Raw genomic sequence first — 26051 nt, 5'->3', positions numbered from 1 at the left:
GTGTAGTAATAGACACTTCGATTTAGTCCTGCAACCTCACAAGCAAGTGCCACACTTACCCCAAACTGCTTAAGGAAATGCTCAACCCACGCTCTGCGCCTGCTTGTGCTCACAGCTTTTTTGCAACAATTTCCTCAAGCATCGTGTGTTTCAGACTCAGTGTTGCAAACATATCCTTGAGCTTGCGATTCTCTTCTTCAAGTTCTTTCAGTCGCTTTACATCTGAGGCTTCCATGCCGCCATATTTGGAGCGCCATTTATAAAATGTACTTTGTCCAATTCCGTGTTTTCGGCACAGATCTGGAACCGATACACCCGATTCAGCTTCTTTGATCATGGCAACAATTTGTGATTCGGTGAACTTGCTTTTTCTCATCGTAAAACTTCCTTCTTCTGTTAGTGGAAATTCTACTCAAGAACTGTTGCAGTTTATGGGGGAGTTACATTTTGGTCTTGAAGTTTAAAGTTAGGAAAATAGAGTTTAATACTGGATTTGGTAAAAATCTCCCAGATTTCTAAATAATAAATAATAAATAATAAATAATAAATAATGAGGTTTCATCACCAAAGAATGTAGTGGTCAAGTTAAATTGGCCACTACAGAATGATCTCAACTCAGAGTGAGGGCACAATAACTTTCCTCAATTTCACTTTAAAGGATTCTATTTCATCTCGAGTCTTATAGTAGTAATTCTCTTTGGTGTTTAGAGATTTAGTCGCAAGGTCAATAAATTTACTTGCTTCTATCAACCGTTTTTCAACCCCATCTAACTCCTTATTTCTTTGCCAATAATAATATCGAGCTTTAGCTTTATTTAATTGACAAAATGACTTGGAGCGAGATAATTTTTCTGCTCTATCTAGTAACTTATCTCCCGCCACCAAGTTTCCTACGCGATACAGGCACTGTGCTAAATTGACAATTGCATCGCAGTTATTTTCATTTAGAGCAATTGCTTCTCGCCATAGCCCTTCAGCTTTTTCTTTAGCACTTGGATTGCCGACTTTATGGTAAAGGAACCAAGCATAACGGTCTTTAAGAGCCGAATTCATTGGGTCTTCACCAAGTGCCATATCATAAAGTTCTAATGCCTCAGGATAGTTCTCTTTTCTAACAGCAGTTCGAGCCGCTTTAGCAAATGGATTTCGAAATGCCTCAGCAATACGATCTGACTCGTATTCTGCTTCTATTTTATGGAAATTACCAACTAACTCATCCAGCTCTTGTGCATTAGCCTCAAATGATAACTTTCGTTCTTTAGACAGCTCTTGAACTTTTTTGAGGAAGAAACGAATGGCGAGTTCTTCCAACTCTATAAAAAACTTCTCTCCATGATTTGTTAATGTGCCAAAATATGTTTCGTCAAATGTCGTATGAAATTCGGTTAATGGTATTTGCATAATTTTACAAGCTTCTGATACTGAGAAATGATCTAAGGGATTCTCAGAGATAACAAGAAGCATGTATACTTGCTGCTGTAATTCAGTCATACGCACCCAAGCATCCTCATACAGAAACTCTAAAAGCTCATTATTTGTTTTTTTAAAAACAGAGTCTATTGCGTCATCGATGGAAGACTGCGTTATGGAAATATGCTTTACTAATGTGTGTAGAAGCAAAGGCTTAAACATCAGCTGCTGACTTACTTTTCTTAATCTGGCTTCACCAGCTTGAATAAGTGGGTTGGCATGGTTTTCTTTAGCTAATCTCCATAGTAAAGTTACGCACTCCTCCTCATCCAACCCTTTTACTGCTATCGGTGTGGCATTAAGATATTCTCGTCTTCTTGAAGTAACAATAACACGACCTAACTTTTTAGCTACCAACTTTAAAAAGGAGCCCAAGTTTTCTACTTCATTTGTTGAAGTAGCTAGAGTTTCGGTATTATCAATTACAAAAAGTACATCATCTCGATTGAGACCTTCTTCTTTTAAAAAGTTAACCGCTTTCTGGATAAGCCTGTCTCCTTGAGCTTCATACCAATCTTTGCTTAAAACTGGTGTGATTGCCATAATTAATACTCTTATGCATTCATCCATTGCACCTGAAATACCTTTTAAATGCTCTAAGCCTTCATCAGTCCAGCGTGTCATTTTTGCAGTAAAAAATGTAATTATTTGAGGTTGCGATTTTTCAACTGCAATTTTATCTTCTAAAAGATTATTCAAGAACTCTAAAACTAAAGTGGTTTTACCAAAACCACCATCACCAAAGACCAAGCAGGCACGTGAATCTTCATCAATAAACCATTCAGCTAACTGCGACTGCTCTTTTTTACGACCTTCAAATGTATCGGTCTGCCGTTGTGGCACATTATGAATAAAACTATGACATTTAAAGTCACCGGTAACTGTGACACCATTAGAAGCTGAATATTCATCATTGTTTGCGAAAATGGTTCTACTAAAAATACATTGGCTATCGAGTTCAATATTAAAAGCTGGAGCTTCTTCAATAGCAAGGGTTAGTCCCAGTAACTTCCAAATACCGCGTTTACACACAGCCCTTCTAATAATTATTGGTTTTCCCTTGTGAACGAATGGTAGGCTATGAACTAGATCATACGATTTGTAAGTTTTAGTATGCGTATCATACAAAGGAATTAGCCCACTTAATACCTTCAGACATGAATTAACAAGCTTCTTCAACTTAGGAGCCCAAATACTTGCAACTTGTTTACTCAAGATTCCGTGTGCTATTGTACCATTCCTGAATTGAACCCATTCAATCAACTGGGTAACTAACCCTTCAGAAAAGCCATTTTCTTTATACCACCCTATGCAGATATTTCGATCAACGTATGCTCTTAACTGTGGTATTATTGATTCTAATATTTCAACTGGCGTACCGTCTGAAGGTTGCTCCATTCTTCTAATACAACGGAATAAATCAAATTCATTTTCTGGCACTTCAGTGACACACAGTTCCAAACCAGTTAGCGTAGTAACCTGCAATATCGAACGCAACACGCTATTTAGAAAGGTAACTTCCTCGGTAGGTGTTAAGTCTGCAGGCAAATCAGATAATGTTGCTAGATATATCTCTCTCATTTCTATAAATATTCCTTTTATTTTTCAGTCATCATGCAGGAAAAAACGCAAATAGTGCTAATTATCGTAATAGAGTGCTTTAAAAGGTTTGGCACGGACACACAGCCAAATCTAACCATTTGAATTTTAATAAGAGTTATCTTAATGGAATAATTACTTGTGCTCTCGCCCTAAGTCGCTGAAAAAATTGGTAATTATGACATATATGATCATACAACTACGGAGCATTTTCAGCACGAACAGTAATAATTAATACATGCCTCAGCGATACGACGACATTGCTACCCCTCTATAGTTTCACAGCATTTATTAAAAAACAATTTACACAAAGGCAACTTTTCTAGTTGTTTGATCTGGGACAATGGAATATTTACATGCAAAAAATATCAACTTCATGAGCTTGCATGTGCACGTTTTGGAATTAGTAGAATGGAAGAAAGATAACTAATCACATCAATTGATAGTTTGAACTTTGTATAGTGGTAAATACCAACCATTTAACAGCACCAACAAAAAAGGCGCTTTCGCGCCTTTTTCAGTTCAATCAATCTAATCCAACTTACTCTACCGTCACTGACTTAGCCAGGTTACGTGGCTGGTCGACGTCGGTGCCTTTGATCACGGCAACGTAGTACGACAGCAGCTGTAGCGGGATTGTATAGACAACTGGTGCGATGATGTCTTCTACGTGGTTTACGTTCATTACGCGCATAGTGTCGTCTGATGCGAAGTTGGAGTCTTTGTCGGCGAAGACATAGATGATACCGCCGCGGGCGCGGACTTCTTCAACATTTGACTTCAGCTTTTCAAGCAGCTCGTTGTTTGGTGCGACGACGATGATTGGCATGTCGGCGTCGATCAGGGCCAGTGGGCCGTGCTTCAGCTCGCCTGCTGCATAGGCTTCGGCGTGAATGTACGAGATTTCTTTAAGCTTAAGTGCGCCTTCCATTGCGATTGGGTACTGTGAACCACGACCCAGGAACAGTGAATGATGCTTGTCGGCGAATTCTTCTGCCAGTGCTTCGATGCCTTCGGCCATGTTCAGTGACTCTTCCAGCTTGTTTGGCAGGGTCTTGATGGCGTTCACGATCACGCTCTGGTCGCGGCCTTTTTCCTGTGCAATTGACGCAGTTAGCATCAATAAGCCCACTAATTGCGTGGTGAACGCTTTAGTTGACGCAACGCCAATCTCGGCACCGGCTTTGGTCATAAAGGCCAGATCGGATTCGCGTACCAGTGAAGAACCCGGGACGTTACAGATGGTCATTGAGGCCATGTAACCCTGCTCTTTCGCCAGACGCAGTGCCGCCAGTGTATCGGCAGTTTCACCAGACTGAGAAATGGTCACAAGTAGGCTGTTTTCGTGTACGAACGACTCACGATAGCGGAACTCAGAGGCGATCTCGACATTACAGCTTACGCCTGCGTATTGCTCAAGCCAGTAACGCGCCACCATACCTGAGTGGTAAGAGGTACCACAGGCAATGATCTGAACGTGCTTAACGTCTTTGAAGATCTGGTTAGCCTGGTCGCCAAATGCGTCTACTGACACTTTGTCGCCGTCTAAACGACCTTCCAGCGTATTACGCACGGCCATTGGCTGCTCGTAGATTTCTTTGAGCATGTAGTGGCGGTATTCGCCTTTGCCCGACACGTCCTGAGAAATGTTGGATTCAACCACTTCACGCTCAACCGGCTCGCCGTTGATGTCGTAAATTTCGACTGTTTCGCGGGTGATGCGCGCCACATCGCCTTCTTCTAAGAAGATAAAGTTACGTGTCACAGCAAGCAGGGCCAGCTGATCAGAAGCGATGAAGTTTTCACCCAGACCCAGGCCGATCACCAGTGGGCTGCCTGAGCGTGCCACGATGATTTCGTCGTCGTTGGCTTTGTCGAATACCACTGTGCCGTAGGCACCTTCCAGCTGCTTCACTGCCGCTTTGACTGAGTCTAATAAAGAAGTGTGCTGCTGACGCAGTTGGTGGATCAGGTGGACCATGACTTCGGTATCTGTGTCAGACACGAACGTATAGCCATCGTCTTTTAATACTGAGCGCAGTGACTCGTGGTTTTCGATGATGCCGTTGTGGACCAGCGCGATCTCTTCATTAGAGATATGTGGGTGAGCGTTTACTTCTGTTACACCACCATGTGTTGCCCAGCGTGTATGCGCAATACCCGTATGACCGCTAACGCCAGCCTCGGCCACAGCCGCTTCCAGGTTCGCCACTTTACCGACTGCCTTAACCGTATTCAGAGTGCCCGCACTGCTTAATGCCACACCCGCTGAATCGTATCCACGGTATTCAAGACGCTTTAAACCTTCGATCAAAATACGGTTAACAGGACGTTCTGCTACCGCACCAACTATTCCACACATAAATTCTCCATTATTTGCACTTTGTGTGTTGTCACTCTACCTCTGCACAGATCAACTGCACGCCACGGGCCTCGATCGCCTGGCGCAAGTCAGCAGCCAGGTTGTTGTCGGTGATCAAGGTCGTGACCTGATCCCAGGGCAATTCTAAATTCGGTATTCTGCGGCCGATCTTTTCAGATTCGACCAGTACAACCACGTCACGGGCTGCTTCGGCCATGACCTGGCTGAGTCCCACCAGCTCGTTGAACGTGGTGGTGCCCCTTGCTACATCAATACCATCGGCACCGATGAACAGGGTGTCAAAATCGTAGGAGCGCAAAACTTGCTCGGCAACCTGCCCCTGAAAAGACTCCGAATGCGGGTCCCAGGTGCCACCGGTCATCAATAAGGTTGGCTCGTTTTCCAGTGCCAACAAGCGGTTGGCAATATTAATGGCATTGGTCATCACCACCAGCCCGCGCTTTTGCGCCAGCTCCGGGATCATCGCCGCCGTTGTGCGGCCGCTATCGATGATGATGCGGTGATGGTCTTTAATCAATGTAGCTGCCGCTCTGGCGATTGCCACTTTACGTAGCGTATCGCGCTCATCATCGCCTTTGGCGACTATCTCTTGTGGCAGCGCCACCGCACCACCGTAGCGACGTAGTAACAGGCCGCTTTTTTCCAATGCGGTTAAATCCTTTCGAATCGTAACTTCTGATGTGGCAAATTCACTGGCTAATGCCTCTACACTGACTTCGCCCTGAGAATTCACCATGGCAAGAATTGTATGTCTGCGTTGTTGTGTATTGCGTTTAGTCATCGTGGTTTTGTATTAGCTATAAGTTTCGTTTCGAACGTTGCGAAATTATAGTCGAAACTTACGATTCGAAACAAGTTAAATTTTAATCATGGTTTTAAAGTGTGGAATTGAATATGAATTGGGCATAAAAAACCGGCCGGCTGTGCAGGTTGTGAGTGGTTCCCGGCTCTTTGCCCGAGATAACGTTAGAGGCTCCCAGGCCGCAATGACTGCTGCTGTGGTCAATAAAGCGCTCTGTGACTTTATTAAGCTTGAATGATAGCCGGTTTGTTTAACTTCACATCCGTTAGCAGGATGCTAAAATACGCGGGTGTATCAAATATGGGAAATTGTGGTGTCGGCTCGGATCAGACAAGAATGGCTACTTTCGCTGTGCGGCTGGACGCTGGTGATTGGCTTTCTGACCTTTATAGACTTGCTACACGACTGGTCGGTCCCAGAAGACGAGCGCCTCAATAACCCGCTGTGGTGGGCTGTGCAGGAATGGGGGCTGTGGTATCTGTTGTCTCCGTTGGTTTTCCGCGCACTGGCGCAGCTTGAGCCAGCTCCCCGGGTAAACACCCATTTATTTTTAAAAATCATGGCAGGCGCCTACCTCATAGCCATGCTGTTACAGGCCCTGTTTGACCTGGTGGCACTAGACGACCCCATCGCCTATACACTCTATTACTTTGCGCCGGCACATCTGCTGGTTCTGTTTGTCCTCACCATTTTGTGGCACACCCAATTTCGAACCATTGCAGAACAAAACCAGGCGCATCCGGTGCTGTGGGCAGATCAGGGCAAAGACAAAGCGCCGGTCGCGTTTGATGATATTACCCATGTCACGGCAGCCAGTAACTATATGGAGATCCATACGCGCACACAGCAATACCTAAAACGTGGCACACTCAAAGAGCTGATGGCGCAGCTGCCGCCTCAGTTTATTCGTACCCACCGCTCTCATGTGGTCAACCTGTACGCCATCGACAGGATCCAGAACAAGCCGTCTGGTAGTGCCATTATTCAGCTCAGCGGTGGTGCTCAGGTTGCGCTAAGTAAAGGCTATAAACAGGATGTAAAAGCACGGTTTGCACAAAAAGTCTGAAATGCACCCTGTCCATTCGTCCCACATCCGCCGGGATTAGCAAACGCCTCACATCCATTCATCCCTGCCAGCCACAACTGGCCCCTAAGCTTTTGTTTCTCTTGGTTTGAATCCCTTAAAATAGGACAAACTTTCAAGGAGCGTTATATGTATCCAATTAAATCAGCTCTGCTGCACTCGCTGCTGGTGTGCACCCTGTTTACACCGGTTTATGCTCAGCAGCAGGCCGACAAAGTGTTTGATCAGGCTTCGCTGGCCCAATTTAATGCCCAGCATGCCCTGGATCTGCTCAACCAGCTGCCCACTTTCGTGCTGAGCGAAGGCAACAATGAGCGTGGCCTCAGCGGTGCCAGCAGCAATGTGCTGATCGATGGCACCGTACCCTTGTCCAAATCCGATTCCATCGAAACCCTGCTGCGTCAGCTGCCAATCAGTCAGATAGCCAGCCTGGCACTCTATACCGGCCAACATCCGTTCAGCCAGCTCAGTGAATACACTCAGGTGGTGAACATCACAACCAAAACTCAGGGTGCCACCCTTGACTGGCGCGCCAAATTGCAGTCACAGCACAGCTACCATGAGCTGAGCGAAGCCATGCTGAGTGTGCAAACCCGACTTGCTCAGTGGCAGCACACGATGAGCGTGAAATGGGTGAACAACCATGCCTATTCGTCTGGTGAACTGGCCCTGTTTTCTGATCCACAGCAGGCCCCTGAGGTGCAGCAGGAGCATTTTTCTGAACGGCAACAGGGGGCTCAGCTCGCTCTGATCAGTCGTAAACAGCTCGAACACGGCACATTGCAACTGAATGCCTCGGCACAACACATCGACTGGCTGACCCGCTATCGTTGGACACCAACTGCACCTGCCCCCATGAATGGCACAACCGACGACGAAGCGGAGAAAGAATACGAGCTGGGTTTTGACTGGCTAAGAGAGACAGCCTCAGAGTGGCAGCTTCAGCTCACAGGCCTTGCCAGACGTGAGCAATCGGACTTGTCTATACAAGAATGGCAACGCCTGGAACCGGCATTAACCACCTTTGAGCAACGTGAGCGTGCGCGCGAGCAGGTACTCAGACTGGCTTATGGCAACCCGACCCATGCGCTGCAACCCAGTATCGGTATCGAAGGCAGCTACAACTCGGTCACCGCCGACACACAGGACGATGGCGACGTGCTCAGCAGCAAGGTCACCGAAACACGATTTGAGCCGTTTCTGGCCGCCAGCTGGCAAATTGCACCGCAATGGCAAGTATCGGGCAAACTCGCGCTGGAGCAGGCAACCCTGAAATCCGGTATTCACGCTGAGCAGACGTTAAAACATCGCCTGTTAAAGCCTCAGCTTAAACTTGGCTACGACCTCAGTGAAGCCTCACAACTGACTTTCAGCGCCCAGCACCAGGTTGAGCAGCTGGACTTTGGACTGTTTCAGACTTCCCAGAGCAGTGGCTTTGTGCGCACGCAAAATGGCAGCGAGCAGCTCAAACCCATGCAGTACACCGAGCTGATGCTCACCTGGCAATATGCCCGGGCCGATCTGTTTGAGTTTACGCTCAGCCCGCTTTATCAGTGGCAACAGGATATCCACGAATATCAGCTGCAAGCCAATGGCAATGGTGCCATCGCTAACGCCGGGCGCGCCCGCTACTTTGGTCTGGACAGCGAGTGGAGCTTTAATACCAGCCGCCTGCTCAGTGCCAGCCGCATTGAACTGAGCTACACCTGGCGCGATGCGCGTTATGAAGACCCATTGACAGGCACGCGACCCATTACAGATCTGACCCCGCACGAGTTGATCATTGGGTTCCGTCGCGATCAAACTCGGTTATCCTGGGGCGTTGAGGCCTTTTTGCCTACCCGTCTGCGAGAATACTTTCATGATGAAGTTTTTACAGAGCGCGCCAGTACTGAGCTCAGTGCATTTGTACAGACCCAGATTGGACAGGGGTTGTCACTCAGGGCCGAGATGAACACCTTGAATAAGGCAAAATATCAATATGTCAGAGCACTTTACGCGCCGGACCGCAGCCAGCCACTGGCAAGTAAAGAAGTGCTGGATGAAAATATCCAGCCGCAATTCAGCCTGACACTCAGTGGCCGCCTCTAGCCGGGGTCGGCCACTGGCCGTTGCAGAAAAATTCAGCCATAATGAGCTTGATAAATATAGTTAAATACAAGGAAGAACACCTATATGACAAGACTCATCGGCTTTTTTCTCATCATTTTGGTATCGGCATGCACGCAGGCCAGCATCACCCCCTGGATCCCATTTGAGCTGGACAATGGCCACATAAAAGTCCCAGTGACGGTGGCTGGAAAACAAAGCATGGCTATCCTGGACACCGGTGCCCAGCTCAATGCCATCAACCAGAATTTTATCGACTTCCACCAACTGAATATAGCGCACCATGGCCATGTCCAAATCCAGGGAGTGCATGATACTGAACGCAGAAAGCAATATGCCAATGTCGACGTGGAGATATTTGGGATCAAAACCAAACTGAGCCAGCTGGCAGGAATAAACATGGGCAATGCGCAGAATAGCCTGCTGATTGGCTCGGGGTTTTTCAGCCAGTTTGTGGTTCAGATTGACTACCCCAACAGCCGCATACGTATGGTTACCCGAGATGTGATAAACGTCGCCAAGCACGAAAACATCAAAACCCAGCCACACAAAGGCTCTGGTTTACCGATTGTTCAGGTTGAGATGGCTGGCAAAAAAGTCTGGCTGTTACTGGATACCGGCAGCAACAGCGGCGTGTTGATTAGTCGCCGCCTTGCCGAAGGTCTGGACTTGATCGGGCCGGAAGACAAGCAAATGGTATCGCAGGGTGTCAATGCGCAAAGTGCGCTGCGAGCCACCCATCTAGAAGAACTCACATTCGGTCCATTTGTGTTGTCAAACGTACAACTTGCCTACCCGGAAAAAGGCCATAAACTCACTTCCCTTAAGCAATATGCACACACTTCAAGCATGATCAAAGGAAAAAGAGTCAAAGGCATACTTGGCTACGATGTGCTTAAGCATTTTCTGGTTACACTGGACTATGCACGTGGCAACATGCATTTGAGCGTACCAGAGAAGCTCTGAGCGGATATTTTCTGCTTAACCGGGCCTGCTCGTCTATACTTAATGACCACAGTAAGTAAACACGAGGAGGTCCCATGACTCATCGTATCAGTGCCTACTTAGACACACACCTCATCCCTTATCGCGTCATCGAACACGTCGAAAGTCAGTCGTCGTTTGGTTCAGCTTATCTTAGCCAGATCCCCTTACCCCAATTGGCCAAAGCGGTGATGCTGGAAGACCACGAAAGTAAACGCCTGATGGCCGTGTTGCCAGCCAATTACAAAATCAGCCTGAGCAGCCTCAGTGACGCTCTGAAACGGCGTTTTCACCTGATGAAAGAACGCCAGGTATATCGGTTGTTCTCTGACTGCAGCCCAGGGGCAGTGCCGCCCATTGCCGATGCGTATCACCTGGATACGGTCTACGACGACCTACTGCTAAACCAGCCCCATGTATACATAGAATCAGGTGACCATCGTCACCTGTTAAAGCTCGCACAGGCCGATTTTCGCCAGTTGATGGAAAACGCCAAACATCTGCGTTTTAGCCACGAAACGATGCATTGACGTACCCCTGCGCCTTGCAACGCAGGCGTGTGGCTAGAGTGTTTCTTTGTTCAGGGGCATCACAAATCGGCAATGGCCGTCGCTGACATTGCCGATCATTTCATCGTAGGCCGTTTCCATATCAAACGTCGCCTGCGTGGCACCCAACTCCGCCAGCACCAGTTCGGCTTCGCGCAGGGAGTTGTAGGTCATGGTCTTGCCCTGACGATCAGTCAGTAAATGATAGTTGCCCAGCGCGTCCAGTCCACCGGCAAGATAATGGTTAGAGTCGGCATAGCTGAGGATCACGGCATCCATATGGTTCTGATCAAGCTCATTTTTTAGTTCGGAACGTAACATAAAAGCCCCCTGACGGTACGGAATTAAGATGCAGGGCTGAGCCCTGATCATAAAGGTAAGTTTAGCTCAATTTACGTACAGTTCAGGTAGAGCGATCAACCTGGCCCAACAAGAGTGGCAAAAATTCCCAACTTATATACAATCAAAACAAACAATAATAACGCCGAATCGCCGATGCCAGTCAGAATTTTTCTCCTGCTGTTAACCCTGATATTACTCAGCGGTTGTCAATCTACCCGCTCAGAGCATGCCCCGGAAGAACACCTGACCGGTCACACTACACCCGCGGCCCACATTGAACCTGACCGGCCTTTGCCTGCACTGCCAACGCCCCATACCAGTGATGACGTCTGGCAGCGTATTCGCATGCAACTCAGCTTTGCCAGCTCGACCCACCCCAGAGTGCTGAAGCGGGTTAACTGGTATCTGCAACACCCCAAGTATATGCATACCATCAGCGATCGCGCCCGGCCGTACTTGTATTATCTGGTGAATGAAGTTGAACGTCGCGGCCTGCCCATTGAACTGGCCCTGATGCCGCTGATAGAAAGCGACTTTAACGCCCAGGCCTACTCAGAAAAACATGCCTCCGGGCTATGGCAATTGACACCTTTGATTGCAAAACACTATGGCGTGACCATAAACCCCTGGTTTGACGGACGACAAGATCTGCTCCAGTCGACCCAGGCGGCGCTCGATTTTCTGCTGTACCTGCACAAACGCTTTGACGGAAACTGGTATCATGCCATTGCAGCCTACAATACCGGTGAAGGGCGGGTCGCCACCGCCATCGCCCGTAACCGCAAGGCAGGTAAACCCACAGACTTTTTCTCGCTGAGCCTGCCAAAGCAAACCCGACATTATGTGCCTAAACTGCTGGCCGCGGCGCCTTGCTAAAACAGCAGCGTATGCACTTTCCGGCCATCGACAATCAACCCGCCTTTACCCAATTGGCTCTGGAAAAAGCCGTGATCTTGCCCGACCAACACGACTGGGCAGAACTAGAAGTCCTCAACCCCGGTTTTCGACGCTTTCCGGTGCTGCTTAACGGACCAGGTCATGTGCTGGTGCCCACGGCTCGGGCGCAAGAGTGGCAACTGGCCGCCACTGAGTTTCAGGCACTGCCAGATTCACGCTGGCGGCAAGTGGTGGTTCGCCGGGGCGACAGCCTGAGCCGGATTGCCGGGCAACATAATGTGTCAGTCAGTGAGCTGCGCCAGTTTAATCAGCTCGATAGCGATATGATCCGCATTGGTCAGACGTTACTGTTACCGTCACGCGAAGAAAAACTGGACTATGTAGTCAGACGCGGCGACAGTTTGTGGCGCATCGCAAAGCAGTTTGGCGTATCGGTCAAGGACCTAAAGCGCTGGAACCAGCGTGACAATAACCGCCTGCGGCTGGGAGAAACACTGGCCATTCATCTCTCAGCGCCCTAACAAACTGTAAAAAGGACACGCCGCATGACACAACAGGAAACCACATCAAGCACTCAGCACGACGACCAAAACGTGACGGTTTTACCAGATCCTGACCAGCCGGACGAGATTCATCACCCCAAATCCCAGCGGTTTTTTCAGGGTAAGCAACTGCGGCTGTCTCGCTCCAAAATGAATACGGTGCTGGCCTTGTGTGCCATGTTGATCTCAGCGGCCTCTTTTTACGCCACCTATATGCAGGCGAAAGCTGCACAGGAGCAGGTAGCTGCGGCAGAGCGGCAATTGGAAGCAGAAACCTGGCCCTGGCTGCAATTCAACTACAGCAACTTTGATCTCGAGTCAGAACGACCCAGGATCACCGTAGGCATCCTCAACTCGGGCACCGGCCCGGCCCTGATAAAGTGGGTGCAATACCATTACCGGGGCCAGACCTACGACTCCATCATCGCCCTGTTTGATGCCTGCTGTAATATCAGTGCGTATCGTGAAGCACTCGACAGCGCGCAGCAGGATGACAATGACATTAACATGCTGGCCAAATTTGGCTGGTACGTTACCAGTCGGGCCGAGCACTCGCTGCTTGCGGATGGCGCCTCTTTGCCTCTGTTCACCATGCAAAAAAGCAATTTTAACAACCGCTTATGGGATAAAATTGACAGCATGTCTGAACAAGTCGAGGTCTATACCTGTTATTGCTCACTGCTTGAGCAGTGCTATATTTCTACAGTCGACTCGCATGTATCCCCGGTTTCCGATTGCACCGCGGGTAAGCTGACACTCGCGCAACGTGATAATTCATCCACAGTGGAGCATTAACGGGTTTGTTAAAACGACTTTTATCTAAACATCGCACGTCATCACCTGCCGTGAGGCACATTTGCCACTTTGAAGGCGTGATCGACCACTTATATTTAGATACCCGGGGTAATCCCACCATAGGTGTGGGCTTTCATGTGACCTGCCAGGATGCTTTTACCCGGCTAAGCTTACGGGACAAACGCACCAACAAACCCGCCAGCCGAACGCAAAAACAGCAAGAATACAACACATTAAAACGCCTGCCCGCAGGGAAAACAGCCCGATGGTATGCGCAACACTGTACTTTGCACCTGCCACACAGTGAGAGTATGCGCCTGCTTGAGCAACAGATCGCTGCTTTTGAACACGAACTGGCGCGCCTGATTAGTCCCAAAAATGGCTATATCCGCGCCTATCAGCAACTCCCAAACAGTGTTCAGCTTGCTTTACTGGACCTGGCATATAACCTGGGCACACCCAACCTCAGCAGCCGCTGGCCCAAACTCTTGGCCGCCTTGAAACGAGAAGACTGGCGACAGGCCGCGGATGAATGCGCACGTAAACACGTGAGTAAAGCACGTAACCAGGCCACCCGGCAGTTGTTTATACAAGCTGCCAGCAGCGATAACCTGATAGCCAGGCTGTTCCGCCGGCTGTGGAGCAAGCTGTGCCGCTCGTGACGCTGGCCGATCTGTTTTTCCGTTTTAATGCCATCGGATTGCTGCTTGCCCTGATGCTGTTTAACTGGCCCAGGTTGAACCAGGCTGAGCGCTGCCTCAGCACGGCACTGGCACTCTGCCTGAGCCTGTTTTTACTCCTCACTCAGCCACTGCCCGAATGGCGTTTTAATCCGCTGCGTAACCTGTTTCTCGCGGGGACCGAACTATTGCCACTGATGCTCTGTGCATCGGCCTGGTACCTGATCAACCAACGCGTTCCATGTTGGCTGAACAAATCCTGGGGGCGCTGGTTGCTTGGCGGATCCCTGCTGGCCAGTAGCAGCGTCTTCCTGCTCTACGGCAGCGATACCCATTGGCATACGGTGATGCATTTGCTCAGTGCGCTGGCGATGTGTGCCACTTTGTATTATTGCCTGGCCAATTTTAATGATGATCTGGTCAATCACCGCCGTCACCTGAGGTTAATTTTAGCGACCTTTGCCCTGCTACACTGCTTGTTGCTGGTCGGCTTTGAACTCAGCGCCAGCCTGATCCGGCGCGACCCGCTCTTCCTGCTGGCGAATGCTATTCTGGTGTTTTGTTTATTGCTGTTGGTGACCTGTCTGTCACGTCCGTCACGCACATCTCGCCAGGTACATGCACAAGCTGACACCCAGCCTGTCCCGGTAAAATGGCAAAGTACCTATCAGGCGCTGAATACCTTGCTTGAACAGGGCATCTATCGTGAGCCAGAACTGACCATAGGGGCCCTTGCCGAGCGCCTGGCGATCCCGCCTCACCAGTTGCGTGTGCTTATCAATCAACAGCTTGGCTTCAACAACTTCTCACAGTTTGTTAATCAGCATCGCCTGACGTATGCCGCTAAACAACTGCGAGATGTGACACAGGCCCGCACAGCCATCCTGAGCATCGCCTACGAGGCTGGGTTCAATTCGATTGGCCCGTTTAATCGCGCTTTCAAGCAGTTTTATCAGCTCACCCCGGGGGAATACCGCAATCAAGCCCTTAATCAGCCGCAGATAAGCGAAAAGACTCTATAGGCTGATAAATCAGCCCCTTGGTATCACAACGATATGAATGATAAAGATGAAACTGCGTAACCGACAATGTCAACGGGGTCATTGGCGCATGCACCACAGGCTCAGTTTTGTGACCGCGAAATAAGGTAATGTGCGGCGAGAAAGGCAAGCGATCGCGATGCAGCCCCAGCTCAGTACCTAAAGCCCGTAGCGGCTCAGCCAGCGCACGCAGCTGTGATGGCACCGGCTCGGGGCGTAAATAGAAAATCCCATTGCCCGACCAGTAACCCGTATGGGCAAAGGTGAGGGTAAATTCAGGAACCTGCAATTGGCGGGCAAACGCCACCAACTCTGCATCGTGCTGCGCCTCAACCTGGCCTAAGAAAGCCAGGGTCAGGTGCCAGTTTTCCTGCTTAGTTGGGGCTTTGCTGGCACTCACTTTTGTCCGCAGCCAGGCAGCAATCTGCGCCTGACCGGGCTCATCTACTTCAATGCCAAAAAACAGGCGTTTTGTCATACGTTACTCCCGGTTGTTAACCTGAGTATCGCTCAATACCGGTTTTTTCCCAACCTCATGCGTCCATCGGACAGTTACTGTGCGCGGGCATAGCGTCGCTCAATAAACAGGCCAAGCAGGCCGGCAACGAACAACACCATACCGATAAACTGCATCCAGGCATTGCCCGCACGCGGCACGCTGCGCTCTTGATCTGCCTTTAGTTCAAAGTAGCGGCGTCCATTTTCTACCGGTTGTACAAAGGCACTGCCGCGATACTCAAAACTGAAAAACAATTCTGGTGCCTGACGTTTTTGGTACATTAACCGCATTGCGTCAAAGTCTTCCCGACTTGCTATTTCAGTTTCACTGACATAGCGCGACCAGCGGGTATAAAGATCCAGCGGCTCTCCCTCGCGCAGTTCACCATGAGAAAAGTACTCGTACTGATGCTCCGGCAGAAAAATAGTCCGATAGCCACTGTAAAACAGCGCACAGCCCAGTGAAATACACACCAGTGCCGTTATCAGCCAACTGCGTCTGCGCGCCAGCCGGTGCTTATCCAGATTCTGATACCAGGCCTCAATATCCGGGATCTGCGTGAGATTCTGTCTGTCTCCTTGCTCAGTCAGCCCCGCCATAAAGCTGTCCAGATCCAGTTGAAGTGCTGCCAGCAGTTTTCTGAACACGTCATTAGACGGTATGGAGTGGTCGTTCTCCAGTTTCGATAAATAACTCTGCTCGACCGTCATTTGCGTTGCCAGTTGTGGCTGACTCAATGCTTGCTGTTGTCTTAATTGTTTGATGTATTGTCCGAGTGTCATGACCAGGTCCTTATGTTGTTAGAATTATGGCCAGTCTTGGTAAGTCATGGATTAATGACAAGATGAATATCCAAGCATACGCAGGAATACAGCACCATACCAGCCTCAGACCACTTAGGATCCAGGAAAAACCGGTGAAAACTATCGAAAAAATCGCGTGACATTGCACACAACATCGCACCATTTACCTGTCATTTTTAATTTCGGCTAGCATTTTTCATTTTAAGTAAGATTTAAAAGCATGTTTATCAGATAGTTAAATAAACTTATTGCGTTAAGGAAAGAAAATGAAATCCCTAATTAGTGTGCTGATCTTACTGCTGACTACGCTACTACTCTCTTTCGGCTGGCCCGTTTACCAGTTTTTTGCTTTTAATCTGCAAAAAGTACCGGTACTGGCCTCAGCCACACCGCTGCCCGCAGGGCCGCTGCCCTATCAGGCAAATCATGCGTCCGAGCATGCGATTTTCGCCAGCAAAGCCGAAGCAATACTCAACACAGTCCGGGCCGCCAGTAATGCGCCTGGGATCTCGGCGGCCGTGGCCTATCAGGGGCAGCTGATCTGGCAGGGCGCTTTGGGCTATGCCGATATTGCGACACGCACACCACTGACGCCAGAGCATCAGTTTCGCATTGGCAGCACCTCCAAAGCGGTAACCGCCACATTGATGGCGAAACTCATGCAAACTCAGGGCTTTCAATTGGATACTCCCCTAAGCGACAGCCTGACGCCGCTCCCGAATCCGGCATGGCGAGATATTACGGCGCGCCACCTGGCATCGCACAGCGCCGGATTACCTCATTACAAAGGCAACGAAGACTTACTGGGGTTTTATCATTCGCTCAGCCTGACTCATCAATTTGATCGAGTACAGGATGCCGTGGCCTTATTTGATGAAGGCCCGCTGCGCTCAGTACCGGGCGACGCCTTTTATTACTCCAGTTACGGCACAGTGCTGCTGAGCGCGGTGCTGGCGCAGCATGCTCAACGGCCCTACCTGGACTTATTGCAACATCATATATTCAGGCCACTGGGTATGACACGCAGTGGCGCTGAGTCGACCGCTGACAAGCTGGCCACCTTTTACTTTAATCGTCGTGGGCAAGATACACAGTATATTCCGTGGCGCACAGTGAATCTCAGCCATCGCCTGGCCGGTGGCGGTTTGATCAGCACACCGAGCGATCTGGTGCGGCTGGGCAGTGGTTATCTGGACCCCAGCTACTTACACACCGATGTACGTGCACAGATCTGGGCACCGCAGCGCCTTAATCACGGCAAGGTGAATCCGCAAAACTATGCACTGGGGTGGCGCCGTCATGAGTACCAGCCGGGCGATACGCCATTATTTACCTACTACCACCACGGCGGCGTATCACGCGGATCACAAAGTATGTTGATTGTGGTGCCTGAGCATCAGCTCAGCGTGGCGGTCAATATCAACAGCAAAACCAAACCGTTCAGAACTTTTGGCCAGGCGTCATTGTTACTGGCTGACGCTTATGTGCAGCTAACAGCGCAGACTCAGCGTGATGTACCCGATAAGCTTGTCAGCGCAGCCTCCAGTACTGCGTCTTTACCGGCAAAATAGTCCTTTACCATCAGAGCAACTGGCAGGTCAGGCGCCACCCATACCCGGCTGTCCTCTGCTGCTCCCTGTTGATGAAATTGCGACGAGATCACACCTATTTGGCCACTGTAGGGTAAAGTAAACCAGCCTGCTTCGCCGATGGCATTAGGCCGAGTACCTGAGGGTTCGCCAACCACAATAGCGCTGGTCAGCTTATCGATCCCCATTAGCAGATCATGGCCAGCCGAAAAAGTATTACGCCCTGCCAGGATCATCAATTTGCCATCTGGTTTGAGCGCCTCAAACAGCACCGCTGTGGCGATGGTACTGGGCAACAAAAAGCCATTTCCCCCGCTGTTATCGCGCAGATCCAATATAAAGTGTTCGGCTTGCCCGGCCAGCAAGCGCTCACGCAGTTGCTGATTAAAAACATCCAGCGACATATCCTGGCGTTCATGCACTGCATTAAAGTTCACATACAGCGCCTTGTGAGCAGGCAATAGTTTTGACCAGTAAGGGCCTGGGTGCGGATGCTGGCGTGGTAATTTAGGAAAGCCATTGAACTGCATAGCTCGCGGGGTCAGTATCTGTTGCTGTGCTTGCTGATCCTGGCCTCGGACGGTCAGTGCGATTTCATTGGTCTGTTCAATGATCCCCAACCCTTGTAATACCGGGGCAAGACTCAAATAGTAGGGCCCCAGCCAGGCTTGCTGCATATTGTTGTCTCGCGGATTGACCTCTCCCGTTTTCGCCAACGCCTGTAACGCAGGTGTGTTGCCTATGGTCAAAACCTGCATGCCGACAAGATGTTGATACTCTGCGTCGGCCGCCACAATAAACAGCCCTTCCTCAAACAGATAAAACTGCACGGGCAACTGCTGATAATTACCCACTTTGCCCCATGCCGGAATGATAAAGTTGTGGCCATTTTCCAGCATGCCGAGCAGCTGCATCAGCTCAAACACAATTTGCTGATCGCGCAAAGCGGGAATGCGCTTATCAATTTGCGCCACTTTGTGCGCAAAGGCCTGCTCACTCATGCGATGAAAGGCCGATACATGTAAACGCCGGATCTCTGCGGTCAGATAATGCAGATCATAGCGCCAGCGTGCATCTCTGTCCGACTCCGCTGTGGGCTCTGCTCCCACTAACCGGCGAAAGTCGGCGTCCTGTGCAAATGCAGCAAAATGTGGATTCGGCTTGCGACTAAACACACCGCGGCCCGTTAGCGAAGGTTTATCATCCCAGCGCGCCTGGAGCGCTCGCTCCAGCCACATCATGGCATTGTGCTTGTCTTTGAGCGCACCATAGAGTTCCGCCAGGGTCATCATCATATCATTGGGGTTATCATGCCATTTAGGCAAACGTTGCAGCCGCACGCCCAACTGCAATGCCTTTTCGAGGGGCGCAATGGCGTCCTGCCAGCGTTGTTGCTGCCGATAGCCCAGGCTCAGTAAATACCAGGTGACCCCATCGTTTTGGTAGTCTCCGGTCAGCGTGGTGGCCAGTTTAACGACCGCAGGCCAGTTTTCCTGCTCAACCAGCGTGAACAGCTGCTCTTTACTATGGTAATAGCCAACCGGATCGCGCACCTGATTGGGCAAAACTGGGATCTGATACGCATCGTTATGATACCCGGGCGTGCCTCGTAATGGCGTTGCCTGTGATTGTTGACCACTCAATACGATGAGTCCAAGTAGTCCAAAAACGATTTTATACATTTGGTTCTCCTTCTAATCTAAGAACCAATGTATTGAAAAAATTACTTTTATTCGTTCAGGATCCGGATTCTGTACGTGTCAGGTTAATCAGACCGTTGACTGTACACGACAATGCGTACGATACCGGGTGGGCGTCATGCCCGTGCGTGCTTTGAAGGCCTGATTGAAGGTCGACTTGGCATTAAACCCATTGTCCATCGCAATGCTGAGTATCGAGACCTCAGCGTACGCCGGATCGGCCAACTGTTTCTCTATCTGCTCAAGCCTGATTTCATTGATATAATTAGAAAAGTTATTATTCGAGACCGAATTAATCGCCCACGAAACCTGCTTAACACCCAGTGATAGCTGATCCGCAATGTGTTGAATACTCAGTCTTGGCTGACAAAATAATGCCTGCTCCCTTATTTGTGCATCCACTGCTTCAAATATCGACTGGGCTAACTGCTTGTCCTGGGCCGCTTCTTCGGGCTGGCTCAGTGCCTGATACTGTGCCAGACGATTAAAAAAGTGCGGCTGCTTTATCACCCCCACCAGCAACAGGGACAAAATGCCAAAAAAGCCCACTTCATGCGCAAAATACCAGTAGGCTTTCCATGGCATGGGCGTTATGGGCTGAACATTCATGCGCACAAAATCAGTCAGACTCAGTACAACATAACCGCCGAGCAACCAGGTCAGCCAGTTCAGGCCAACCGTAGGTGCGTCAGCATGTACCTGATACACCGTGTCACGATAGTCACGCAGCAGCTTCAAAGACGCCACCAGATAGCACAGTAGCATTAAGCTACCCAGTGCAATAAGCGGCTGAACAAAGTCAGTCAGGCCCAGCGAAGCTAACGGCAGCAGTAAATGACGGCCAGACTGCAGGCCACTTCCAGATGCCCCCACCAATGTTCGGACACTGAGATACCAGACTGGCCCCATGGCCACAGTAAAAGCCGGGGTAATGACATACCCTGCCAACGAATAACCAGCACTTTCAAGCACGTTGGCAACACAGAGTAAGGCCTGAAATACAAAAAAGAGCACCAGGCAACGGCTTTTCGGGTTTTGCCACACGAGTATGGCGGCAAAGCACATTTGCCAGGCAAAGATCACCTGAAACAAAGTCAGCCCTGAAATATTAAGCGGGGTGAGCATGTTTAACTCTTTATTATTGTTATGATTTACTTCACAGTTATTTAAACTGTACTGTCTCGTTGCTGCGCACATAGGTACGCTGCTCCGGCTCAGTCCAGGTGCCCTGCTTGAGATACTGGGTGGATACCGTAAAGCGACCCTCTTTAAACCGACTAATGGATTTTACCTGAGTAATGCCGTCTTTGCTGCCGGTCACGTCCTCAACGGCCACAAACTCAGTAGGACTGAGTACGTCTATCGTCCCCTGCGTATAAAACCCGGCGGTGGTGAAATAGTAAAAAACCAGGGCGCTTTTACTCTTATCCCAGAAAATCAGAGACTCCCCACCATACATACCCGCATTAATAGAATGCAAAGTACGCACAGCCGTACCATTCAGCGCGCGCTCCCAGCGACTGATATCACGCATCGGCGGCTGGCCTGCCGGCACCGCGAAATCGGCCTGCCAGGTCCCAAGGAAAGGCTGAAAGACCACCAGCTCTTGAGCGAGCTGCTTGGGGGGATCGTCTGCTGCCAGTCCAGATAGGCTGCACAAGCCCAGTGCCAGGGTATAGATCCAGTACTTTATGATACGCGTCATGAGGTCGTCCTTTGTTGTGATTTTACTAAAAAGTAGCCAATGGACCCTGAAAACACAAAAAGCGCCCCTAAAGTAGCCCTCAAGGTGCGCTTTTGTCTCTTAATTGCTTAATCGGCTTTTTTATCGGCCGAAAAGTACTTGCGACGCAGCATATCGTGGATCACCAGCTCTTGCTCACGACCATAGGCCTTGAACATCCGGTTATTGTGCATATGCAGTAACGACCCCAGTAACGTATCTTTAGTGCAATTGAGCTTGCCTTCATCGATCATACGATTCAAGACCGTCACTACTGGCTCTGCTGCCAGCGCCCATTGCGACAAGATAGTAAACAACGCCTGTTGCGCTTCATCCGCTTGTGCCTCAACCTGCAAAGTCAGCAGCGCAAAATCTTTATCCAGTTGTGCTTCATAATCACGATATCGATTCCCCAGCTGCTTACGCAGTGCACTGGTTTCATTAAACTCTCTGCCAAAACCGTCGCGTAACTGGCTGATCAGCGCAAACCGACCCGCTTCATCGTATTCAAACAAATCCAGCAGTTTATGGGTGTGTGCCAGCGCCATACGCCAGCGCACATCTTCACCGTACTCATCAATCAAGGCACAGGTTTTAGCGATCAGCTCACTGTCATACATAAACAGCGACTCTACCAACGCCATGGATTCAGGTCCGCCGTAACGCTCCACTTCGCGCTCGTAAGTCATCAGTTCGACTTTATGTAGCTCGCCGCTCTCAACTTTGGGATCCAGCAGGGCATTTAGTTTAGGCAACAGCTGACCGCATAACAGCCCAGGGTCACCATGGAAACGCAAACGCAGATGCCAGTCCGGATCGCCATAGCGAATAAAGAACCACTTGTCGTAGAGGTCACCACTTTGCTCAATCATGGGTAACAATTCTTCCGTGAGCAATTGTTCAACCAGCGAATTACCCGAGTATATCTTCAGGCTTAACCACTCAGATCCCGCACTAAAGCGACGTTTTAACGGGGCTGCGGTAATGTTGCCTAATGGATCATCGCTGAAGTGACGATGTGGTGGCGCATACTCGTTGGAAAAAGGAATAATGACTTCATTGCTGTAATGATTGCCTTGTGCATCGACCACTCTGGATGGAAAATGCTGACTGATCACTTCTTTGAGCTCAACCCGACGATGGCCTTTTGTCTCAGCCAATAAAATCGCAAACATATCCGGGTTACGTAGATCCAGCTGTAACACATTGTCAGACATCGCAAAGCTGACCTGCGGATCAAGCTGATAAGTTGCCAGTAAGGCATCCAGCTTAGCACGATCGAACTGACCTTTTTTGCTGATGGCTTCCAGTTCAGTTCTGTCGATCCGCCAGGTTTTTTCGCTCAGGATCAGGTTATCCAGCATCAGGCGTGGCACGAACGATGCCCGCTCCAGACTGGCTGGCAACTTAAACTGCGGTGGTCTGCCATCCTGATGTTGTAACATACACAGAAACTTATAAGCACTCAGGCTACGAGCAGAGTAGTTATGTGCGCTCGACAATCGAGGCACCACCTGTTTGTTCAGTCGTTTACTCCAGAGCTTGACTTGCTGCCCCTCTACCCAGACATATAGATCACTGAGAGGGATCTGATATTCATCATCCAGTGCACTGTCGGCCAGAAACACAATTTCATACTGGCGCAGGTGCGGACGCGCGATGACATTACCGGGACGCCCTTCCGGCATGTGCACGACTTCAGCAAAGATCACCTCGTCGCTGTGCGCCTGTTCGGCTGCCAGGTGTGCCACCACATTGTTTTTAAGGCCCTCATCCAGATGACAAAAACGGCCCAGCAAATTGGCCGCAGAAGGACCATAACAGCCGTTAAACTTGTTGACCGGATTGCCACGTTCATCCTGATACAGACTCACCATAATAGCGAATGAATACGGGAACTTAGTGACAGCTTCTTTGTTGGTGATTTTTTGCTTCAGTTCTTTGCCACGCAATACCACACAATCTTTACCGCGATTTTGAGGCTGACTCAGGGCATCTTCAACAATGCCGTCCAGCACGCTGACTTCCGGCATAGTCTGCTGAGCAGAGCCGCCTCGGGCCAGGTTTAGTCCAGCCACCAAAGGGGCCTCGTAACCGGTTTCAGTAGAGATGCCTATCCCGGACTCGTCGTCGAGGATTTTATCAAGCGGGACAAACTGACCTTCAAAACGGGCATTAAACTGGGTCATAAACTGACTCAACGAGTTGCCCTGCTCAGAAACACTCAGACCGGCGATCAGTTCCAGTTGTTTTTGCAAGCGCAAGACTTCCTGCTCTGCAAGCTGGCAGTCATTAAAACTCCGATATATATCACTCTGGAAGAGCTTATTTTCCTGTACCTTCACCGGCAGACTTTGCAGATGAGTCAGCAATTGTTTATAGGGCGCGATGTCCCCGGTTTTTTGTGCATCCAGCGTATCGATTTGTGCCAGTGCCGTGGCGAGCTTATCCGCCGTGTCGAGTTCTTTTATTGCGGTGATGGATTTTAATAGTGCGCGATCCGGTGATGCACCAGTCAGCGGCAGTGGGATATCAGCCAGTAACACGCCCTCATCAATCAGGTCCTGGATGTAGGCTTCCACTTCTTCCTGATCGGCTTCATCGTATTCGGCACAAAACTGCGCCACCAGAGCATTGAAGCTTTTGCCATCGCGTGCGACGTCCAGCACAAAACGGAAATACTCGTCACTTTCAACCGCGCTCAGTCGATACTGCATGGTCTCTTCAGACAGGTAAGTTTCTATGTAGCGACACTGCTCAGCAATAAAATAGTGAGAAGAATTCGGCTTATACGTCAGCGTATCTGAGCGTGAGGCATGCTTGATAAAGTGATCTTTCAGCGCAGTGAGATAAAACATGTCGAGCCGGGTTTTACGGCTGTCCTGCGTTAACTCAGCAACGTTCAGTTCGGTTTGCGGCGCAATGCTGCCCTGATGGATCCCGGAAAACAGGCCAAATGGGGTGGGTCGGGAGCACATGCGAACCATATATTTGATTAGCGCATGCGCCACTTTTTTTCCCTGCTTCGAGTCAGGTTTGGTACGCCACTGCTCAATCCGCTCAAGCAGAGACGGACTGGCCAGGTAAATGGCTTCTTCGACCCCGGGCGTGGCCAGCCAGGCTGCCAGCAGCACATTGGTGTCGGTATTGTCCTGCCCAAACTGCGCCAGTTGTTCCAGCCCCAAGCGAGGCGTACGAATTACAAAAAAATTATCACTTTTTAGTTGTTTAGACATCACTCACTCCCTATGCCATTAACAAACAATCAACCCAACCTGTGTCGTCATCAAACAAAGTGGTTAAAGCCAGGCCTATGCCGGCATATCCCATCAGAAAACCAAAATCTTCGTTGTATGCTTTATCTAAGCCGTTGTACGAATACAGAGATTCGACACCCCGCTCGGTGTATTGCCTAAGAGAATAATCAACCCAGTATTGCATTGCCTGAACGAAACGTGGGTGCGGCATGAGTTGATTCAGGATCTGGTAAATCACCGCCATACCATAAAAACCATGACAAAGGCCGGCGTCAGTAATATGACCGGACTGCTCATCGCGCCCGGCAGCATGTAAGCCGATTTCGAGAGCTCGCTCAATATAGCTCGGACGGTCCAGCTGCTGACCAACCCGCGCCAGTGTCATGGCAATGGTCAGGTCACCATAACACCAACCCAGGCGTGAATGATGCTCGCCCCCTGCGCTGGAACCAAAACACGAATGCGAGGTACAGTCTGTACTTTGCTGCTCTAACAGCCAATCACAGGCGCCCAGCAACAGGTTTGTCACTCGCTCTTTTAACGCCGGGATCTGCACCGCGGGCAACAGCGCCGCGATGATCCCAGGCACACCATGTGCCAGGCCGAGGTTATATTCGGGCTCGGTGGGCTCATCTTTATTAAAGCGATACACTGACTCTTGTGGTTGTGACCAGGTAATATGGCCATTATCAAACCGGGTGGCTGTGCTTTCTAACCCGCTGACAATCACATCATACAGGGCCGTTTGATCAGACTGCTTAGCACGACGGGAGGCATAGGGTGCAAACCCGGACAGCCCGAGTACCATTTCAATTTCACCCTGCCAAGGTTGATGATCCAGTGATTTACGGAATAGTTCGTCGACTTCTTCCAGCAGCTCCGGATCGTAATTTTCTGGATCGGCCTGATTCAAGTATTCCAGCAGCCAGGCTTGCCCCGCCAGACCATTACTCAACTCAAAACTCTGCTGATCCAACCCTTCCTGGAGCGCTTCCAGCTTCTCAGTAAACAGTGCTTCGTCGACCAGGCTTGCATCGTACTCATAGGCTTTATATAAAAACAGCAATTGACCAGCTAACCCACTCAGCAAGCCATGAGGTAAATTGGCATCTCGTACGCTGGTACTGACTTTGTCTGTGATAATTGCAAGAAGGGTGTTGATGGTGTCGCGCTGCTGCGTCGACAGTGAAAATTGCTCAGCCATG

At 49.7% G+C, this 26051-nt stretch carries 22 protein-coding genes; 10 read left to right on the top strand and 12 right to left on the bottom strand.

What is annotated here, in order from left to right:
- Positions 1 to 109: 109 nt before the first annotated feature.
- From tnpA to IY568_RS21110, 4 genes are all read right to left on the bottom strand, one after another.
- Positions 110 to 376, bottom strand: a complete 267-nt coding sequence (tnpA, locus tag IY568_RS21125; RefSeq protein WP_058796451.1) for an IS66 family insertion sequence element accessory protein TnpA — start codon at positions 374 to 376, stop codon at positions 110 to 112.
- 239 nt (positions 377 to 615) lie between these two features.
- Positions 616 to 3051, bottom strand: a complete 2436-nt coding sequence (locus IY568_RS21120) for an ATP-binding protein (protein WP_194868576.1) — start codon at positions 3049 to 3051, stop codon at positions 616 to 618.
- Positions 3052 to 3610: 559 nt separating this feature from the next.
- Positions 3611 to 5431, bottom strand: a complete 1821-nt coding sequence (gene glmS, locus IY568_RS21115; RefSeq protein WP_194868575.1) for a glutamine--fructose-6-phosphate transaminase (isomerizing) — start codon at positions 5429 to 5431, stop codon at positions 3611 to 3613.
- A gap of 31 nt (positions 5432 to 5462) precedes the next feature.
- Positions 5463 to 6233: a DeoR/GlpR family DNA-binding transcription regulator gene (locus IY568_RS21110; RefSeq protein ID WP_010384921.1), complete on the bottom strand. Its 771-nt coding sequence runs from the start codon at positions 6231 to 6233 to the stop codon at positions 5463 to 5465.
- 334 nt (positions 6234 to 6567) lie between these two features.
- Here IY568_RS21110 and IY568_RS25380 point away from each other — a divergent pair, with 334 nt between their 5' ends.
- The 4 genes from IY568_RS25380 to IY568_RS21090 all read left to right on the top strand — a co-directional run bounded on the left by IY568_RS25380 (position 6568) and on the right by IY568_RS21090 (position 10961).
- Positions 6568 to 7320: a LytTR family DNA-binding domain-containing protein gene (locus tag IY568_RS25380; RefSeq protein WP_125561091.1), complete on the top strand. Its 753-nt coding sequence runs from the start codon at positions 6568 to 6570 to the stop codon at positions 7318 to 7320.
- Positions 7321 to 7467: 147 nt separating this feature from the next.
- Complete coding sequence (locus tag IY568_RS21100; RefSeq protein WP_194868574.1) at positions 7468 to 9429, top strand: TonB-dependent receptor; 1962 nt, start codon at positions 7468 to 7470, stop codon at positions 9427 to 9429.
- Between the two features lie 84 nt (positions 9430 to 9513).
- Complete coding sequence (locus IY568_RS21095; RefSeq protein WP_194868573.1) at positions 9514 to 10413, top strand: pepsin/retropepsin-like aspartic protease family protein; 900 nt, start codon at positions 9514 to 9516, stop codon at positions 10411 to 10413.
- A gap of 74 nt (positions 10414 to 10487) precedes the next feature.
- Positions 10488 to 10961, top strand: a complete 474-nt coding sequence (locus IY568_RS21090) for an aminoacyl-tRNA deacylase (protein ID WP_010384914.1) — start codon at positions 10488 to 10490, stop codon at positions 10959 to 10961.
- Positions 10962 to 10994: 33 nt separating this feature from the next.
- Here the strand turns inward: IY568_RS21090 and IY568_RS21085 are convergent, their stop codons facing one another.
- The gene (locus tag IY568_RS21085; protein WP_010384913.1) at positions 10995 to 11300 is read right to left on the bottom strand and encodes a DUF6482 family protein; all 306 of its coding nucleotides are present in this window, start codon (positions 11298 to 11300) and stop codon (positions 10995 to 10997) included.
- 174 nt (positions 11301 to 11474) lie between these two features.
- Here IY568_RS21085 and IY568_RS25375 point away from each other — a divergent pair, with 174 nt between their 5' ends.
- From IY568_RS25375 to IY568_RS25365, 5 genes are read left to right on the top strand one after another with little or no spacing between them, the layout of a single operon-like run.
- The gene (locus IY568_RS25375; protein ID WP_323744768.1) at positions 11475 to 12197 is read left to right on the top strand and encodes a transglycosylase SLT domain-containing protein; all 723 of its coding nucleotides are present in this window, start codon (positions 11475 to 11477) and stop codon (positions 12195 to 12197) included.
- 11 nt (positions 12198 to 12208) lie between these two features.
- Complete coding sequence (locus IY568_RS25370; RefSeq protein WP_323744767.1) at positions 12209 to 12739, top strand: LysM peptidoglycan-binding domain-containing protein; 531 nt, start codon at positions 12209 to 12211, stop codon at positions 12737 to 12739.
- A 24-nt stretch (positions 12740 to 12763) separates the two neighbouring features.
- Positions 12764 to 13555, top strand: a complete 792-nt coding sequence (locus tag IY568_RS21075) for a hypothetical protein (RefSeq protein ID WP_125561101.1) — start codon at positions 12764 to 12766, stop codon at positions 13553 to 13555.
- Between the two features lie 5 nt (positions 13556 to 13560).
- Positions 13561 to 14217 (top strand): glycoside hydrolase family protein, encoded by a 657-nt coding sequence (locus IY568_RS21070; RefSeq protein ID WP_125561103.1) that lies wholly within the window; start codon positions 13561 to 13563, stop codon positions 14215 to 14217.
- Positions 14205 to 15257, top strand: coding sequence for an AraC family transcriptional regulator (locus tag IY568_RS25365; RefSeq protein WP_194868572.1), 1053 nt, complete (start codon positions 14205 to 14207; stop codon positions 15255 to 15257). Before IY568_RS21070 ends, IY568_RS25365 begins: the two co-directional genes overlap by 13 nt.
- On the opposite strand, the gene thpR is transcribed toward IY568_RS25365, so the two are convergent.
- Positions 15223 to 15753: an RNA 2',3'-cyclic phosphodiesterase gene (gene thpR / locus IY568_RS21060; RefSeq protein WP_194868571.1), complete on the bottom strand. Its 531-nt coding sequence runs from the start codon at positions 15751 to 15753 to the stop codon at positions 15223 to 15225. The two genes, IY568_RS25365 and thpR, sit on opposite strands and share 35 nt — an antisense overlap.
- 74 nt (positions 15754 to 15827) lie before the next feature.
- Positions 15828 to 16556 (bottom strand): helix-turn-helix domain-containing protein, encoded by a 729-nt coding sequence (locus IY568_RS21055; RefSeq protein WP_125561109.1) that lies wholly within the window; start codon positions 16554 to 16556, stop codon positions 15828 to 15830.
- Positions 16557 to 16843: 287 nt separating this feature from the next.
- Between IY568_RS21055 and IY568_RS21050 the strand changes: the two genes are divergently transcribed.
- The gene (locus IY568_RS21050) at positions 16844 to 18148 is read left to right on the top strand and encodes a serine hydrolase domain-containing protein (protein WP_194868570.1); all 1305 of its coding nucleotides are present in this window, start codon (positions 16844 to 16846) and stop codon (positions 18146 to 18148) included.
- On the opposite strand, the gene IY568_RS21045 is transcribed toward IY568_RS21050, so the two are convergent.
- From IY568_RS21045 to IY568_RS21025, 5 genes are all read right to left on the bottom strand, one after another.
- Positions 18082 to 19848: a hypothetical protein gene (locus tag IY568_RS21045; RefSeq protein ID WP_194868569.1), complete on the bottom strand. Its 1767-nt coding sequence runs from the start codon at positions 19846 to 19848 to the stop codon at positions 18082 to 18084. The two genes, IY568_RS21050 and IY568_RS21045, sit on opposite strands and share 67 nt — an antisense overlap.
- An 87-nt stretch (positions 19849 to 19935) precedes the next feature.
- A complete protein-coding gene (locus tag IY568_RS21040) occupies positions 19936 to 20991 on the bottom strand; it encodes a helix-turn-helix domain-containing protein (protein WP_194868568.1) in 1056 nt (351 codons plus the stop codon).
- A gap of 37 nt (positions 20992 to 21028) precedes the next feature.
- Complete coding sequence (locus IY568_RS21035; RefSeq protein WP_194868567.1) at positions 21029 to 21571, bottom strand: hypothetical protein; 543 nt, start codon at positions 21569 to 21571, stop codon at positions 21029 to 21031.
- A 107-nt stretch (positions 21572 to 21678) separates the two neighbouring features.
- Positions 21679 to 24825, bottom strand: coding sequence for a lantibiotic dehydratase (locus tag IY568_RS21030; protein ID WP_194868566.1), 3147 nt, complete (start codon positions 24823 to 24825; stop codon positions 21679 to 21681).
- A 10-nt stretch (positions 24826 to 24835) separates the two neighbouring features.
- Positions 24836 to 26050 (bottom strand): lanthionine synthetase C family protein, encoded by a 1215-nt coding sequence (locus IY568_RS21025; RefSeq protein ID WP_194868565.1) that lies wholly within the window; start codon positions 26048 to 26050, stop codon positions 24836 to 24838.
- Between the last annotated feature and the right edge of the window lies 1 nt (position 26051).

This window comes from Pseudoalteromonas sp. PPB1 (assembly GCF_015356275.1).
GTDB lineage: Bacteria > Pseudomonadota > Gammaproteobacteria > Enterobacterales > Alteromonadaceae > Pseudoalteromonas > Pseudoalteromonas rubra_D.
Note: the sequence above shows the minus strand (reverse complement) of the source record. Positions and strands in the feature narration are given on the sequence as shown.